The sequence below is a fragment of the Cereibacter sediminicola genome, from assembly GCF_007668225.1.
Classification (GTDB): Bacteria; Pseudomonadota; Alphaproteobacteria; order Rhodobacterales; family Rhodobacteraceae; genus Cereibacter_A; species Cereibacter_A azotoformans.
The window spans coordinates 111655-127699 of the sequence record NZ_VDEK01000008.1; the positions used below are offsets into that span (position 1 = coordinate 111655).

At 68.1% G+C, this 16045-nt stretch carries 15 protein-coding genes, 1 tRNA gene and 1 pseudogene; 2 read left to right on the forward strand and 15 right to left on the reverse strand.

What is annotated here, in order from left to right:
• Positions 1–11: 11 nt before the first annotated feature.
• The 4 genes from FG154_RS08005 to FG154_RS08020 are packed head-to-tail and all read right to left on the reverse strand — an operon-like array spanning position 12 to position 4828.
• Positions 12–896: a glycoside hydrolase family 26 protein gene (locus FG154_RS08005; protein WP_145106366.1), complete on the reverse strand. Its 885-nt coding sequence runs from the start codon at positions 894–896 to the stop codon at positions 12–14.
• Between the two features lie 42 nt (positions 897–938).
• Positions 939–2822 (reverse strand): glycosyltransferase family 2 protein, encoded by a 1884-nt coding sequence (locus tag FG154_RS08010; protein ID WP_145106369.1) that lies wholly within the window; start codon positions 2820–2822, stop codon positions 939–941.
• Positions 2806–3798, reverse strand: a complete 993-nt coding sequence (gene galE / locus FG154_RS08015) for a UDP-glucose 4-epimerase GalE (protein ID WP_145106371.1) — start codon at positions 3796–3798, stop codon at positions 2806–2808. The genes FG154_RS08010 and galE overlap by 17 nt, the downstream gene beginning before the upstream one ends.
• Entirely contained in the window at positions 3791–4828 is a 1038-nt protein-coding gene (locus tag FG154_RS08020; protein ID WP_145106373.1) for a UDP-glucuronic acid decarboxylase family protein, read from the reverse strand. Before FG154_RS08020 ends, galE begins: the two co-directional genes overlap by 8 nt.
• 574 nt (positions 4829–5402) lie before the next feature.
• Between FG154_RS08020 and FG154_RS08025 the strand changes: the two genes are divergently transcribed.
• Together FG154_RS08025 and FG154_RS08030 are read left to right on the forward strand one after the other, a co-directional pair.
• Positions 5403–6479 (forward strand): ABC transporter substrate-binding protein, encoded by a 1077-nt coding sequence (locus tag FG154_RS08025; protein ID WP_145106376.1) that lies wholly within the window; start codon positions 5403–5405, stop codon positions 6477–6479.
• Positions 6480–6679: 200 nt separating this feature from the next.
• Positions 6680–6871, forward strand: coding sequence for a hypothetical protein (locus FG154_RS08030; protein ID WP_011908364.1), 192 nt, complete (start codon positions 6680–6682; stop codon positions 6869–6871).
• Positions 6872–7022: 151 nt separating this feature from the next.
• On the opposite strand, the gene FG154_RS08035 is transcribed toward FG154_RS08030, so the two are convergent.
• The 11 genes and pseudogenes from FG154_RS08035 to FG154_RS21205 all read right to left on the reverse strand — a co-directional run.
• A tRNA-Ala gene (locus tag FG154_RS08035) sits at positions 7023–7098 on the reverse strand.
• Positions 7099–7447: 349 nt separating this feature from the next.
• The gene (locus FG154_RS08040) at positions 7448–8395 is read right to left on the reverse strand and encodes a 2-hydroxyacid dehydrogenase (protein WP_145106379.1); all 948 of its coding nucleotides are present in this window, start codon (positions 8393–8395) and stop codon (positions 7448–7450) included.
• Complete coding sequence (locus tag FG154_RS08045) at positions 8392–8724, reverse strand: tRNA-binding protein (RefSeq protein ID WP_145106381.1); 333 nt, start codon at positions 8722–8724, stop codon at positions 8392–8394. Before FG154_RS08045 ends, FG154_RS08040 begins: the two co-directional genes overlap by 4 nt.
• A complete protein-coding gene (gene proC / locus FG154_RS08050) occupies positions 8721–9542 on the reverse strand; it encodes a pyrroline-5-carboxylate reductase (RefSeq protein WP_145106383.1) in 822 nt (273 codons plus the stop codon). The genes FG154_RS08045 and proC overlap by 4 nt, the downstream gene beginning before the upstream one ends.
• 27 nt (positions 9543–9569) lie before the next feature.
• The gene (locus FG154_RS08055) at positions 9570–10073 is read right to left on the reverse strand and encodes a type III secretion system chaperone family protein (protein ID WP_186312314.1); all 504 of its coding nucleotides are present in this window, start codon (positions 10071–10073) and stop codon (positions 9570–9572) included.
• 496 nt (positions 10074–10569) lie between these two features.
• Positions 10570–10887 carry a hypothetical protein gene (locus FG154_RS21035; RefSeq protein ID WP_117344958.1) on the reverse strand — a complete coding sequence of 106 codons (318 nt, stop codon included), beginning with the start codon at positions 10885–10887 and terminating at the stop codon, positions 10570–10572.
• The gene (locus FG154_RS08060; protein ID WP_145106384.1) at positions 10884–12314 is read right to left on the reverse strand and encodes a hypothetical protein; all 1431 of its coding nucleotides are present in this window, start codon (positions 12312–12314) and stop codon (positions 10884–10886) included. The genes FG154_RS21035 and FG154_RS08060 overlap by 4 nt, the downstream gene beginning before the upstream one ends.
• A 12-nt stretch (positions 12315–12326) precedes the next feature.
• The gene (locus FG154_RS08065; protein WP_145106387.1) at positions 12327–12716 is read right to left on the reverse strand and encodes a hypothetical protein; all 390 of its coding nucleotides are present in this window, start codon (positions 12714–12716) and stop codon (positions 12327–12329) included.
• Positions 12717–12727: 11 nt separating this feature from the next.
• The gene (locus FG154_RS08070) at positions 12728–13108 is read right to left on the reverse strand and encodes a hypothetical protein (protein WP_145106389.1); all 381 of its coding nucleotides are present in this window, start codon (positions 13106–13108) and stop codon (positions 12728–12730) included.
• Positions 13105–13758 (reverse strand): hypothetical protein, encoded by a 654-nt coding sequence (locus FG154_RS08075; protein ID WP_145106392.1) that lies wholly within the window; start codon positions 13756–13758, stop codon positions 13105–13107. Before FG154_RS08075 ends, FG154_RS08070 begins: the two co-directional genes overlap by 4 nt.
• Positions 13755–16045, reverse strand: a pseudogene (locus tag FG154_RS21205) (hypothetical protein); the annotation flags it as partial. The pseudogene FG154_RS21205 and the gene FG154_RS08075, both read right to left, overlap by 4 nt.

Genomic DNA, 16045 nt, shown 5'->3' on the forward strand with positions numbered 1-16045 from the left:
AGGTTTTCGGTTCAGTCGGTCACGCGGAAATCGAGCCGCCAGTCCGGCAGGCCGAAGCCGTTCGGCCAGGCATAGACCTCCTTCTGATCGAAGTAGACGACGCCGACGAGGTCGGAATAGCCGGGCCCCGGCTGGCGCACGGCATTCTCCCAGGAGGCCACATAGTCCGCGCTTCCCGACATGCCGAGTTCCGCCACGACGACCGGCTTGCCGAATTGCGCCGCCCGCTGGTAGCGGGGGCCCATCACATCGACGAAGCTGCGGTCGCGATTCACCTCGAACCGGTCGTAGGCCTGCAGGCCGAAGACCGAGATCCCGACCAGATCCACGAAATCGTCGCCGGGATAATAGGCTTCGAGCCCCTCCTCTCCGGCGGGCGACCACATGATGCGCACCCCGGGCGCCGCCTCGCGGCAGAGCGATGTCATGCGCCGGAAGGCCTCGATGTAGTCCTGCGGGTTCCAGCCCGACCAGATGAACTGCCCGCCCGAGTTCTCCATTTCGTGCGCCCATCGCAGCGTCACAGGGCTCTGGAGCACGGCCAGCACGTCGCAGACCGCCTTCATGTTGGCGTCATAGGATCCGCGGCGGATGCCATCGCGCAGCGCCTCGGCCGTGTTCCGCTCGGACCGGGTCCAGGTCCAGGGCTCCAGCGTCACCATGAGCGCGCGGTTGCGCTGACGCGCATAGGCGTCGGCATCGACCAGCGAGGGCAGATAGACGTCCTCCCACGGCAGGAAGAGATGCTCGATCACCAGATCCCTGTCGTTGCGATAATCGCCGCCGGGATCGTAGGCCCCGTAGGGCAGCGTTCCCGGGGGCGCCGCAAGCGCGCCTCCCATGCCGCCCCCCCACAGGCCGAGCGCAGCGACGAGTGCCGCGGCCGTCTTCCGCATCCTCGGACCTCCGGTCAGCACCATGATCTTGCTCCTCATCCCTCAGCCCCCGAGCAGCGGGCTGGATTTCCACGCCGGCGCAAAGCGGAAGTGCATCCTGGGCTGGATGCCGCTTCCGGCGCCGGAGACGACATATTCGACGCGCGTGATCTGCAGCGGCTCGAGGCCGAAGGCCAGCGCCGTCAGGCTCTCGGCCCCGCGGGTGAAACCGCCCAGCAGGATCAGCGCGAACAATCCGGTGACCGCGGCGCCCTGCAGCACAAGATCTCCCACCTGTTCGCGCCAGTGGGCGCCCAGCTGGCGGAGATGGTGCCAGACCATCACCAGCACGAGCCCGCCGTAAAGAACCGCATTTACCAGGGCGAGCAGCAGGAAGCCGCGCGCCTCGCCGAGTTCCTCGGCCAGGAAGACGGGCACCACGCAGCCCGCCGCCAGCGCCACATAGATCGCGGTGATCTTCGGCGGGATCCGGCGGCTCGCGGCCGAGCCCTTGGGCGTGATGCGGAAATCGACGAAGCGGCCCGTCAGGCGGTCGCGCACCGCCATGGTGCAACCCCACAGCACCCAGGGCCATTGCAGCGCGGGAAAGAGCGCCTTCTCCCACGAGATGACGGGCGCCTCCACCGGCCGGTTGAACCCGTCGCGCCGGAGCAGCCAGGCCAGCCCCGTCAGGGCCAGGACCGCCGGTGCGGAATGGAGGATGAAGCCCGGATAGGTCACATTGGCAAAGCGGATGTCGAGCAGAAGCGCAAGCGCGGGCGCGACATACATCATCAGCATCACCAGCGCGAAGAGCGGATACCAGAGCTGGCAGAGCACGAACAGGAACCGCAGCCGCCCCGGCAGCCGGCCGAGATAGCGCGGCGTGTGCGACAGCAGCAGCGTGAGCAGGCTGCGCGACCACTGGAACTCCTGCGTGGCGAGGTCGGCCACGTTGGCGGGCCCGTCGCCGAAGGCGATCGCATCGACGGCATGGACCCCGCGCCAGCCGCCCGCGGCCATCAGCATCGAGGTGGAATGATCCTCGGCCAGTTCTGGCCCAAGGCCGCCGATCTCCTTCAGCGCCCGCGTCCGCACCGCGTAGTGCGAGCCGATGCACATGGGCGTCAGCACGCCGGAATAGCCCGTCTGCAGCGCGCCGTGAAAGGCGGCCTCGGCATGAAGGCGGGTGCGGGCCGCCCAGCTCTCGCCGGCATTGGCCGAACAGATGCTGGGGGCGCTCACATAGCCCACGGCCGGATCGGCGAAGGGGCGCAGGATCTCGCGCAGGTAGCCCGGCTGGGGAACATGGTCCGCATCGAGCTGCGAGACGATGTCATAGTCCCGGTAGCCCCAGTGATCGTGGAAGAAGGCGAGGTTGCCCTCCTTGCAGCGCGTGCGGCGCGGCCAGACCGGGCGGTGGTAGTCCTCGCGGCCCTTGCGGCACGAGATCCTGACCCCGTGCGCGGCGCACCAGGCCGCGGTCTCCGGCGAGGGATCCTCGTCGGCAAGCCAGGTGTCATGCGGATAATCCTGCGCGAGCATCGCCTCGAGCGTGCGCCGAACGACCTCGAAGGGCTCGGACGGCGTCTTGGTCACGATCATCGCCACCCGCCAGCGCCCCGGCACGGGGTCCGGCGAGGCCGGGCGGCGGGCGCGGAACAGGACAAGGACGAAATAGAGCTGCAGCGCGCTCAGCCACAGAAGGGGGACGGTCACCAGCAGGAAGCCGCCCCAGCCGATGAAATGCGCCGGATCGAGCCACCAGGACCAGAAGAAGACCAGCGCAGCCCCCCAGAGCCCGGCGGCGATCCTGTACCGCCGGCGCTGCGCCGGCGACATGAGCGGCACGGAATGGACCTCGGACCGGGCGTTCCGTCTCTCGCGCAGCCGCTCTTGCCGCTTCAGCCGGGCCCGCGCGCGCTTGGCATCATGCCGCTTGGACATGGCCAGCTTCCAGTCCGAACCAGGGCGCGGCGTGGCGCACGATCGTGCCGATGTCCGAGCATTCGGTGCGGAAACCCAGCTCGGCCACCGCCCGGCCGGGATCGGCCACCAGTTCCGGCGGATCGCCCGGCCGCCGCGGCTCCAGCCGCACCGGCACCGCGCGGCCCGTCACCGCCTCGATCGCGGCCACGATCTCGCGCACCGAATGGCCGCGCCCCGTGCCGAGGTTCAGCGCAAGGCTCTCTCCGCCCTCCCGCAGCCGCGCAAGGGCCAGCACATGGGCGCGCGCCAGATCGGCCACATGGATGTAGTCGCGGATGCAGGTGCCGTCGGGCGTCGGATAGTCGGTGCCGAAGATCGCGAGAGGCGTGCCCTGCCCCGACGCGGCTTTCAGCGCGAGCGGCAGCAGATGCGTCTCGGGATCGTGGTGCTCGCCCAGCTCGCCTTCGGGATCGGCCCCTGCGGCGTTGAAATAGCGCAGCGCCACATGCCGCATCCCCTCGACGGACAGGTCGCGCAGGATCTCTTCGCCGATGAGCTTGGTGCGCCCGTAGGGATTGATCGGCCGCTGGGGGGTGGTCTCGCGGATCGGCAGGCTCTCGGGCACGCCGTAGGTGGCGCAGCTCGACGAGAAGACGATGCGCTTGACGCCCGCCGCCCGGCAACCCTGCACGAGCCCGATCATGCCGCCCACGTTGTTGTCGTAATAGCGGGCCGGATCGGCCATCGACTCGCCCACATAGGCCGAGGCTGCGAAATGGATCACCGCCCGCGCGTCATGCGCGCGCAGCGCGGCCTCCACCGCGGCCGCGTCGCGCACGTCCCCCTGCACCAGCGGCCCGTAGCGCACCGCATGGGCGTGGCCCGTCGAGAGATTGTCGAAGCTGACCGGCCGCAGCCCCGCGCGGTGCAGCGCCTTGCAGGCGTGCGAGCCGATGAAGCCCGCCCCGCCCGTGACGAGGATCGCGTCAGACATGATGCAGCAGCGCCTCGCACGGGTCGGACACCTGAAGCTCGCCGGCGAAATGGCGGATCGTGCGGGCGATCCCCTCTTCGAGAGCGACGGTCGGAGCCCAGCCCAGCCGAGCCGCGGCCCGCGAGATATCGGGCCGGCGCTGGCGCGGATCGTCCACCGGCAGCGGGCACTGCACCAGACGCGAGCGCGAGTCCGTCTGGCGCAACACCATGTCGGCCAGTTCGCGCATCGTGAACTCGCCGGGATTGCCGAGGTTCACCGGGTCGCTGGTTTCCGAGGCCATCAGCGCCTTCAGCCCGGCCACGAGGTCATCCACATAGCAGAAGGAGCGGGTCTGCATCCCGTCGCCATAGATCGTGATGTCCGCGCCCGTCAGCGCCTGCACGATGAAGTTCGACACCACGCGCCCGTCCTCGGGGCTCATGCGCGGTCCGTAGGTGTTGAAGATGCGCGCGATCCGCACCTCGACGCCCATGTGGGTGCCGAACTCCCAGAACAGGGTCTCGGCGGCGCGCTTGCCCTCGTCGTAACAGGCACGCGGACCGACCGTGTTCACGCAGCCCCGGTAGCCTTCGTGCTGCAAGGTGATCTCTGGATCGCCATAGACCTCCGAGGTCGAGGCCTGAAGGATGCGCGCACCTGTCGCCTTGGCGAGTCCCAGAAGGTTCAGCACACCTTCCGTGCAGGTGCGGAACGTGTGGATCGGGTCACGCTGGTAGAGCGGCGGCGACGCCGGGCAGGCGAGGTTGTAGATCTCGTCCAGAGGCCCCTGCCAGTTCAGGCGATCGAGAATGTCCTGCTCGATGAACCGGAATTGCGGGTGAGCTTGCAGGGCGGAGATATTCTGAATGCGGCCGGTCTGGAGATTGTCCAGGCAGACAACCGAATGGCCTTCGGAAATTAATGTCTCACAAAGATGCGAACCGACAAATCCGGCTCCACCCGCCACAAGAACGACCTTCCTGCGACGAATGCGCGCCATGAAATCATCACAACCGGTCGTATCGACCGGAACAATGCTTCCGTCCATTTCCTTGATACTCCGACCAGGCAAGGACGGCGCAATAGCTGCCCTTTATGCCAGTGATGGCATCTGTGATTTCAATGACTTGCACCCCGCCCATGCCATCCGCGACCGAGGGTGAAGCGATCCATTCTCTCCGTTCCAACCAATTCAACTTTTATCCTATTCTTAAGAATGTGTTCAAACGGTGTCAATATGATGCCCTGATCCATTTGGATAGGCACCGCGGGAAAAGATACTTTCCGATGTGGCGTTTTTAAATCTCAGGTTGATGAATTTAGGGTTGGAGAAACTGGCGGGAGAAATCCCTTTCGCCCGCGGCAATTCACCCGCCGACTCGCCGCCCGTTCATGGGAAGGAACCCCGGAGCCGGCGATTCTCGGGCGGCCGCCTTTTGCGCAAACGCCCGAGACCGGCGCTTGCGGCCCGGCAGCCGGCCCGGCGCGGCGCAGTGGCCTGGACAGAGCGGCGGGCGATTGACTCGCGCGGAGGCTCGCCCGTAGCCTCCCCCTGTCCGGCCGCAAACGGCCGAGGCTTTGCGCGGGAACGACCCGCAAGACGATCAACACGGGAGAAACTGGTGAAGCGATTCATCCTTCTGACCACGATGCTCGGGGGCTTCGCCCTCCCCGCCGCGGCAGATCAGATTGCCGTCCTTGGCTGGGGTGGGGCCTACACGACCAGTCAGGTCGAGGCCTACCACAAGCCCTACACGGCCAAGACGGGCGTGACGGTGGTCTCGGTCGATACCGACAACCCCGCCACGCCGATCAAGGCGCAGGTCGAATCCGGCAATGTGACGACCGACGTGGCGAGCGTGGAATATGCCGACGCGGTGCGGCTCTGCGACGAGGGGCTGCTCGAGGAGATCGATCCCTCGATCCTGCTGGCGGCCCCCGATGGCACGCCCGCGGAAGAGGACTTCCTGCCCGGCTCGCTGGCCGAATGCTTCGTGGCGACCGATGTCTTCTCGACCGTGCTGGCCTATGACGCATCGAAATTCGCCGAGGGCGCAGCGCCGGAGGCCCTCGCCGACTTCTTCGATCTGGAGAAGTTTCCCGGCAAACGCGGGATGCGCAAGTCGGCCAAGGTCAATCTCGAGATGGCCCTGATGGCCGATGGTGTGCCGGCGGCCGAGGTCTATGACCTGCTGCGGACCGACGAGGGCGTCGAGCGGGCCTTTGCGAAACTCGATGCGATCAAGAACCAGATCGTCTGGTGGGAGGCCGGCGCCCAGCCGCCGCAGCTGCTCGCCGATGGCGAGGTTGCGATGACGATCGCCTACAATGGCCGCATCTTCAACGCCGCCATCACCGAGAACAAGCCGTTCAGCATCGTGTGGGATGGCCAGGTCTATGAGGTCGAGGGCTGGGTGATCCCGAAGGGCGCGCCGAACCTCGAGCTTGCCAAGGACTTCGTGGCCTTCTCGACGGCGGCCGAGCCGCTGGCCAAGGCCGCGGAGTGGATCAGCTACGGCCCGCCGCGCAAGTCCTCGGCCCCGCTCGTCGGCACCTTCATGGATGGCCAGACCGAGATGGCGGCACACCTGCCGACCAGCCCCGAGAACATGACGAACGCGCTGGCGTCGGACTACGAGTTCTGGGTGGACCACGACACCGAGCTGAACGAGCGGTTCAACGCCTGGCTCGCCGGCTGATCCCGCGCCGCCCGGACTCCGGTTCGGGCGGCTCTTGCCTCCGGCTTGCACGCCGTGGCCTCGAGCCTGTCGTGCGCGTTGGCACACCCCGAAGCCTCTGGCCCGGGCCCTGCCCTGCGCGGGGCGGGCAAAGGTCGCACCCTCCCCGGCTTGACCGGAACGGGAAGCAGCGTTCGAATGCCGGGGTGGAGGAACGGACCATGGAACAGGAAGACATCCGTACGCGATTTGTCCTCGCCTGGGTCAACAGTCAGGACAAGCTCGAGTTCGACCGCCACTATCCCGACGGCAGTCCGCTCGAGTTCGACAGCGAGGAAGAGGCCATCGCGGCCATCCCGCACGAAGCCACCCGCCTCATCCTGAAATCGGTCACCCGGCACCGCGCCGACTGAAGAGCGCAGCTCTGGCAGACCGGCAGCGCACGTCCCGCAGGCCCCGAAGCTGACACGTCCGGCTTGGACTCGATCCGCCGGGTCTGACGCCGGCAACCGCGGCGCCTTGAAGCCTTCACCCTGAAAAGGCAGGAGTTTTTCCGGTTAATTCTGGTGGAGCCGAGGGGGATCGAACCCCTGACCTCGTCATTGCGAACGACGCGCTCTCCCAACTGAGCTACGACCCCAACGAGGCGCTATCTCGCTTATGCCGAGGGGGAAGTCAAGGCCGGTTCGGCGGATTTTTTGCGCGCCGCTCATCGCCTCGCGCAACGACAAGGGCGCGGTGAGCCGGGCCCTGTTCTCGGCACAGGGCGGGCAACGAGAGCGGTCTCCGGGGGCGTTGGGATGGCCGCGCCACACGCCGGAGACGGAAGGTCCGGCGTCCGCGGCAAGCAAGAGCCGGACGAAGGGCGTCATTGCCGGGATGTCCCGGCCCGCACCGGGCGGAGGTGCCTCCCGAGGGGGCATCGAACCCCCTCGGGAGGCTTTGGCGCCCTGTCAGGCGTTACGGCGAGGCATCCGTGCGTGGCCGCGTCAGACCGGGTTCGGCAGGGGGCGGCCCTCGGCAAACGCCCGCAGGTTCTCGACCGCCATCAGGCCCATCGACTCGCGAACCTCGAGCGCCGCGGTGCCGAGATGCGGCAGGAGCGTCACGTTCTCCATCCCGAGAAGCGCCTCGGGCACCTTCGGCTCGAACTCATAGACGTCGAGCCCCGCGCCCGCGATCCGTCCCTCGGACAGGGCCGAGATCAGGGCCGCCTCATCCACGATGTCGCCCCGTGCGATGTTCACGAGAACCGCCTCCGGCCGCATTTGGGCCAGCGCGCGCGCGTCGATCAGGTGGTGGGTTTCGGGCGTCGCCGGCACCGCCACCACCACCACATCGGCCTCGAGGGCCTCTTCGAAGGATACCTGCCGCGCGGGCACGCCGGGATCGGCCACGGTCGAGCGGTTGAAGAACGTGACCTCCATGCCGAAGCCATAATGGCAGCGCCGCGCGATGGCCCGGCCGATCCGGCCCATCCCGATGATGCCGAGCCGCTTGCCCGTCACATGAAGCCCCAGCATCTGCGTCGGATGCCAGCCTTCCCAGGCGCCCCGTCGCACCAGGCGCTCGCCCTCGCCCGCCCGGCGCGCGGTCATCAGGATGAGCGTCAGGGCAATGTCGGCGGTGGCGTCGGTGACCGCGCCGGGCGTGTTCGTCACCTCGAGCCCCGCCGCCCGGGCGGCCGCAACGTCGAGATGGTTCGTGCCGACGCCGAAATTGGCCAGGATGCGCGCCCGCGGCCGCGGCACGTCGGCGAAAACCTCGGCGCGGAAGAGATCGCCCAGCGTCGGCAGAACCGCATCATGTTCGACCAGCGCGCGCCGCAGTTCGTCGGGCGAAAGCGGGCGCGTGCTCTCGCGCAGCGTGACGTCGAAGCGGGCCCGCGCGGCCGCCACGACCTTTTCAGGCAGGGGGCGGGTGATGAGCAGCTTCAATAGAGCCTCCCGCCCAGGGGCACCATCTGGTCCGGGCCGATCAGCACCACCTCGCCCTCGGCGTCGGGCACGCCCAGCACCAGCACCTCCGAGAGGACCTTGCCGATCTGGCGCGGCGGGAAGTTCACCACCGCCAGTACCTGCCGGCCCACCAGCGCCTCGGGCCCATAGTGCCGCGTGATCTGTGCCGATGAGCGTTTCTCGCCGATCTCGCCGCCGAAATCGACCCAGAGCTTCAGCGCAGGCTTGCGCGCCTCGGGAAAGGGTTCGGCGCGGGTGATGCGGCCGACGCGGATCTCGACCTTGGCGAAGTCGTCGTAGGAGATCATTGGCCAAGTTCCCGCCCGCGGTCGGCCGCCGCCTTGACGGCCCGGCGAAGCACCGCGGGGAAACCGGTCTCGGGCTCCATCAGGACGGCAAGGGCCGCCGCCGTGGTTCCGCCCGGCGAGGTCACGTTGATGCGCAGCTGGCTCGCGCTCTCGGACGAGCGATGGGCAAGCTCGCCCGCTCCCGTCACGGTGGCCCGTGCGAGCGTCATCGCAAGATCGGGGCTCAGGCCCTCGGCCTCGCCCGCAGCGGCCAGCGCCTCGATCAGGTGGAAGACATAGGCCGGGCCCGACCCCGAGACCGCTGTCACCGCATCCATCTGCGCCTCGCCCTCGAGCCGGACCACCTGCCCCACCGCCGACAGCAGATCCTCGGCCAGCGCCATCTGCTCTTCGCTCGCCGCCCCGTTGCCGATGATCGCGGTGATCCCCCGCCCCACGGCCGCGGGCGTGTTGGGCATGGCCCGGATGACCGGCGTGGCGGCCCCGAGGGTCCGTTCGTAGAAGGCGATGGGCGTGCCCGCCGCGACGGTCAGGAACAGCGTCCGCCCGTTCCCCAGCGCCGCCAGCCCCGGCAGCGCCTCGGCCATCATCTGCGGCTTCACCGCGACCAGCACGACCGCAGGTTCCGCGGGCAGATCCTCGTTCAGGTGGAGCCCCCGCGCGGCCAGCGTCCTGAGCCAGTCCGTCGGGTGCGGCTCCGTCACCCAGACCGCCGAGAGCGCAAGCCCCCGGCCGAGCCATCCCTCGAGCAGCGCCGATCCCATCCTGCCGCAGCCGAGCAGCACCAGGCCGCGGTGGCCAAGATCCGATAGATCCATCTTTTCCCCCGTCATTGCGGGGCAAGACTAGGCGCGGCCGTAGGCCTCTGCAATGGCGACATTGATCGCCTCGCAGGGCGGATGCTCGGCCCAGGAGACCATCTGGAAGGCAGGATAGAACCGCTCGCTGGCCGAGACCGCCGAGGCGATCAGCCGATCGACCTGTTCCGCCGTCGCCGTCTGCCCGCCCGAGAGCAGCAGCCCGTAGCGCCAGACCATCAGCTTCTGCTCGCTCCAGTAGGTGAAGGCGCCGGTCCAGACCAGATCGTTGCAGCGGTTGAGCAGGTCGTGCAACTCGGCCATCCGATGCGTGGGCGGCTCCATCTCGAAGGTGCAGATCAGCCGGAGCGTTTCATCCTGCGGCGACCATGCGAGGGTGAGGGAATAGGTCCTCCACTGCCCTTCGACCGCCATGGCGATCTGGTCCTCGGTCACCCGGTCGAACTCCCACTCGTGGCGCTCGGCGAGCGTCTCGACGATATCGATCGGGTGGATCTCGTCGGAGTAGAGACAGGTTTCGGCAAGCGACATGTGCCCGGGCCTCGTTATTGAGCCGCCTGAGGGGACATCACCCACAAGAACCGGGGCGTGCGGCAAGGGACGGCGTTACCTGCCAACAGTCTTACTAGATATGGTGTTCCCAAAGCGAAAGCCTGTAAAGAGCCTTGTCGAAACTCTTCTGTGGAAAAGCGGGTGTAGCGGGTGTATGTAGCGGGACAGCAGATCTTGCAGGACGGGACAGCAGAAGTTGCAGCAGAAGGGTTTTCGTCCGGCGCATCTTCGCAGCCCGCAGCGGCCGCCCTTCCCTATCCGCTCCTGAAGCTGGTTGGAACACCCCTCGCTGGGCGGCCTTAAAGGGGTGTTTAAACCCTCGTTGCATGCCGGGCGCGATCTGCCGCAGTGCGATGGGCCACTCCGACCGCTATCCCCAGCCCGTCTGCCGCGGGCCTCATAACTTCGCGACAGCATCCGCGGGACCACTCGCTTCGGTCCCGCGGACCCCACCTGCCCTCCCACGCTCACAACGCTAGAGAAGCGGTGCGGTCAGGATCGTGCCGCGGGCGAGGACGGCCGCCCCTGCGGCCTCGGCCACGCGGATGGCGAAGGGCCAGCGGCCGGCGCCGGCGGGCAGGCTCGAGACCGGGAACAGGAAGACACCCTGCCCATCGCCCCGCGCCACGCCGGGAATTGCCTGCATCGCCCCGGCGGCCCCGACCAGCAGCTCGACCTGGGCCGCATCGCCGACGGCAACCTCACCCCCATCCGTCAGCATCGCCAGCCGCACCAGCAGGGGAACCGTGTCGCCGTCGGTCCGGTGGATCGTGTGCCCCGAGGCTGACTTCATCGCTGCATCTCCAGTGTCATGACCAGCGGCCGTGCGTCGGCCGTCATCGGGATGGCCCGAGCATCGCCCGACATGAGAACGGCCCGCGCATCGGCCACGAACGTCGCCAGCCCCCGCGCCGCGATCAGCGCCTCCCAGTCGTAGGTGCCCGACCTCAGCTCAGGCCGGTCGATCCCGGCCGCGCCCGCCGCCAGATCGGCCGCCGCGAGGGCGTGGCGCTGGCCCATGAGCGCCGCCCCCAGAGACACCGGGCCCCCGGCCAATCCCTCGGCCTGCAGGTCGGCGGAGCCCGCCAACGACGGCTGCCCGAGGCTCGCGCCGGCCGTCCCGAGGCCGAGCGCCGTCACCAGGTGACGCTGGCCGAGCTGCACCGGACCGAGACTGGCCGGGCCAGCTCCAAGCGAAGCCGCCAGCAGGCCTCCGCCGACCGTGACCGCCGGCTGCCCGAGGCCCGCGCCGGTCGTGGCCAGGCCGGCCGCCGCAAGCTCATGCCGCTGGCCGATGACCGCGAGGCCGAGACTGGCCGCACCACCCGCAAGGGGCGTGGCCGCGGCGGCGTGCCTCTGGCCCACCTGGGGCGCCCCGAGAGCCGCAGCCCCCGTCCCGAGATCCTCGGCCGTCAGGCTGGCGCGGCCGCTCAGGACGGGCTGCCCCAGAGCCGCCGCACCGGCCTGGAGGCTCGCGCCCACCAGCCCATGCACCTGGGCCAGAGTCACCGGCCCCAGCCCGGCCGCCTGCGTCGAGAGGCCCTCGGCCGTCAGGGTCGTGGCGTCCGGCTCCTCGGTCGCCGCTGCCGGCGCGAAGACCGCGATGTAACCCACGCGCTCATCCGCGATCTGCTCATATGCCACGTCTGTGGACTGAGGCGACCCATCCTCGACAATCCGCGAGCCGACTATCAGCGGCGGGCAGCCCGGATTGATGCCCGTCCGCACGTCGTGGATGATCCCGAAGCCGCCCGAGAACGTCACCCAGTCGGCAATGCTCGACATGCTGTCCACGGTGATCATGGCGAGGGCCAGATGCGGGGTGGGCGGGAAGCTGCCCGTCGGGCCTATCGAGAAACGCTTGGTCTGGACGTTGTCCGCGGTAACCGCCGTCGCCGCGGGCTGCGCCGTGTCCCATGGCCCCTCGAACTCCAGCACCGAGAACTGCCACAGCAGGGACGTGCCCATCCCCATCGTGATCGGGCCGGTCTCGGTGCCGTCCGAGATCCGCCAGAACACCGCGAGGTTGGAGCCCGTCAGCGACCGCGTCGCGAGCAGCGTCGCCCACCCTGACGGCGGCGCGACGAACGAATGCGCCTTGTCGCCGCCGCCCGCCGCAAGGAGCAGGCTGCCCGCCGTTGGCACAAACGATGGTGTGACCGATGGCGCGTTGCCGTTGCCGGTGGCGGCCGTCGCGTTGATGAGGTCGCCGAAGGCCATCCGTCGCGCCCGTCAGCCGTCCAGCCCGGCCAGCCAGATGTCGAAGGCCGCAATTCGGAAAGTGTTGTCTGCCGTCATGTACTGCGCGGTTGTCAGCGGGCCCGCCGCCAGCAGGCGGCTGTTGACGGTGTCCGTGATCGCCCAGAACTCGGCATCGGTGGCGGTGCTGGTGCTGGTGCCGGTCACAGTGCCATCCTCAAAGGCGGCCACGGTGACCTTGCGCCCCGAGGGCGTGCGCGCGGCCGGTGCGCCGACGCTGAGGCCCGCCTTGTGGCCGAGGCTGTAGGTGCCCGTGGCCTGCGCGTAGGTCGCAGGCTCGGTGTGGCAGATGTCGAGCCGGTTGGCCTCGGTAGTCAGGACAGTGAGGCCGAGGTCGAGGATGCGGTCGTTGAGATAGCCCATGTGAGCCCCTTTCAGTTGCTGGAAGAACACGCCAGGCGGCGCCAGACGCCGGCCATGAGGACCGGAGCCCATGCCGCGAAGCCGGCAACGGCGCCCCAGAATCCGAAGGCCAGGGCGCCCGCGATGATCGCCGCCCCGAGGGCGACGTGGACGGCATCCACGAGGCTGTCGGCGACATCCTGCCCCTTCTGGATCAGCCGCTCCCAGCCGAGGAAATAGATGAGTGCCACGGCCAGCGGCGTCAGGGCGAGCGAGAGGCCCAGCCCGTGCAACGCCAGCGCCGCGGGCATCCCGACGAGGACTCCATGACCCGCGGCGGTGGTGAGGCCGGCGTACCAGTCCCGCGGCTGGCTGTCGGCCTCAAGCAGGGTGTCGAGGATGCGGTCGATCATGCGGGTTGCTCCGGCGTGGGGTTGGAGATTGCGGCAATCTGCGCGCAGGCCGCGGCCACGATCGCCCGGATGGTCTCGGCATCCTCGGCCACCTCGATCTGCGCGATGGCGCCCAGCCGGGCGGTCTCGAGGGGTGCGGCGAGCGAGATCCAGACCGCGGAGAGCCCGAGATAGACCTGCGCCACATGCCAGGCCTCCGGGGCGGTGATGCCCACCTCGGCCATGATCAGCGGGTAGTCGGCGGGATCGGGATCGGGGTCGGCCAGATAGGCGCGGGCCTCCGCCTCCTTGCGCAGGTAGAGCATGTCCTGCCCGGCGATCATCGTGACGTATCGTCGGCGCACGGCGTCGGCGGCGCTGTTCACGCACCCGATGCCCGCGCGACGCGCCTCCTGCAGCTCGGCCGCCAGATCGTCCGGCGTCCGCGGGTCCGCCCACTCTTCGGCGGCATGGTCAAACACCGACCACGGACCGGGTTTTGTCGGGTAGGGAAGAGCTACGCCGTCGCGAACGTAGAAGGCATCGGCCGGGTAAGCCCCCTCGATCAGGTCCTCGCCATCCACGACGTTGAGCAGGGCAATGTCCTCTGAGGTGCTCTCGATCAGACGCAGTATCCGGCCTTCCTGGTTGTGCACCGAGTAGGTCTTCATTTCATGACCGCCATGAGGGTGATTGTTGCGTTGGCAACCGATGTCCACGAGGAGCCGCTGATGCCTGCAAAGGCCAAGGTGAGTGATTGGGTACCGGAGACGCCGGGGATCACGCCCATGATGGCACCGGAGTTGTAGCTATCCCCGGTGTGGGAATCCAAGACGGTCCGGTGCGCCCACCCGTTGTATTGAGAGGTCTGGGCGTTACGGAATATGGCCGCTACCACGTCCCCGGCCGTAGCAGAGATCCAGAAGTAGAGGTCATAGGTGTAGGGTGCCGATATGGTTGCCGTGAGATAATCCGCGTATCCGCTGCGGGTCTCGTCAACAGGGCCGGGCCTCCCGGATGGGATGGCGTTGGGGGGATATTGCCGGTTCCATTTCCCAAGTCCTGTGCCTGGCGCCACTACCTCGCTGGATGCGACCGAGACCATCCTGCTGATGGCGTTGGGGGCAAGGATGGGGGTACTGACCGACAGGTATGGGATCTTCAGACCCCCGGCCTTGGTGATCTGCCATCCGGCGCCGGTGGAGGCGTTGAAGTTGTCCGAGCGAAGCTCCCCACCGAAGACGGCAAGGCCAGCGGCGCTGAAGCTGTCGGTGTTGACCAGTTCCGTCGTCAGGCTGTTCGGGGTGATGAGGGTGGCACCCGACCTCTGTTTGATGACCTCCATGTTGGTGAGGAAGGCCACGCCAGCGCCGCCCCCGCTTCGCAGCACACGAATGCGGAGACGGGCCGCACCGGCAGGCGCAACAATCACCGCGCCATCGTAGGATGCCCACGATACGCTGCTCGCCGTGACCATCCGGGAGGGACCGGACAGGTAGGAACCATCGGCGCCGTAGAACATCAACTGGAGACCAATCGACGCCGTTCGAGTTGCGCCGGCCGCCGCGTAAGCAAAGCGCACCACGAACCTGTCACCGCCATCACACGACTGATCCCCGATGAACACTGTCTGAGATGCGGCATCTTCATCGGTGCGCAGAACGTAAGGGGTCGGGGCCGTGGTGAGAGCAGTCATGGAAGCCGACGGGTCACGCGCGACCACGCTGAACCGGCTCGACATGCCGGTCCACCCGCGGGTGTCCCCATAGGGCATGGACCCGTTGAAGACGAGGTTGCCGCTGAAGTCCGTCACGACGAACTGCTGTGCCGCTACTGACCCATCCAGAAGGATGTCGGTGGCCGAGATGCGCGCGACAGAGACCGGGCCATTCGGGTTCGTGGCGGCCACAAGCTCAAGCCCTGCTCCAGCTGACCCAGCCTTCACCCGGAAGACATAGGAGGCGCTGGCATTGCCCTGCAGCGTCGCAAGGGCGGCGCCCTGGGCCGTGATTGCGGCCGACTGCCCGCCTGCCCTCACATCCAGCTGCGTGAGCAGCGCGCCCATGGCGGTGCCGGAGAGCTTGGACAGATCCAGCCCCTTGATGTCGGTGATTTCGCCCGCAAGGCTGTTGATCTCGGGCAGATCCCCCGCGACGGCCGCCACCTCGATATAGATGCGGGCGACACGGACACCCTTCCCGCTCTTGGTGTTGTCGCCGAAGATCGAGAGAATGTCCGTGCCTGAGCCGGACGCCGGCGGTGTGTAATAGAAGGTGAACCACTTCCACGAGGAAGTCAGGTTCTCCGTGGCTTGCATGTAGCCGGAGTTGCCTTCCGTCCCGACCGAATAGGCGATGCCGAAGCGGGTTGCCGAGTTGCTGGGCGCGGTCCGGGCTAGAACGCCGATCTTGATCCGCTGGCCGCCAAAGAGGATCGCGCGCGCTGCCGGGATTGCGATGTTGGCGCCGTTCGGCGTCGGGCCGGTGACGCGGGCGGTGCTGTTTTCGGTGATGACGAGGGTGTTTGCCTGCCCGAGCGCGGAACCGCCAAGGCTTACGGTCGCCGTAGCGCCGGCGGTCACATCGGTCGTCTGATCGAGCACGACCTGATAGCCCTGCACAGAGGCGGCGACATCATCAATGCTCGCGCTCATCCGCGTCTCGGCCGCGGCAATGGCAGAGTTTGTCTGCACCGACGTGAGGTAGTTGTCCGACAGGTTGGCCGAGACCGTTGCTGCGGCCGTGGCCGCGTCCGTCGCCACCTTGTCCGTGACCGCCACCCAGGCGCTGCCATTCCACCGTTTCGGCGTATTGGCGCCGCCGGTCGTGTCGATCCAGAGGTTCTGCGCCAGCCGGTCCGCCGCGGCCGGGGCCGTGCTGGAGTAGATGACCTTGCCCTTGCCGTCAGCCGTCGTCTGGGCCGCCGTGATGCTGGACGACAGCGACGTGCTGGCCGCCG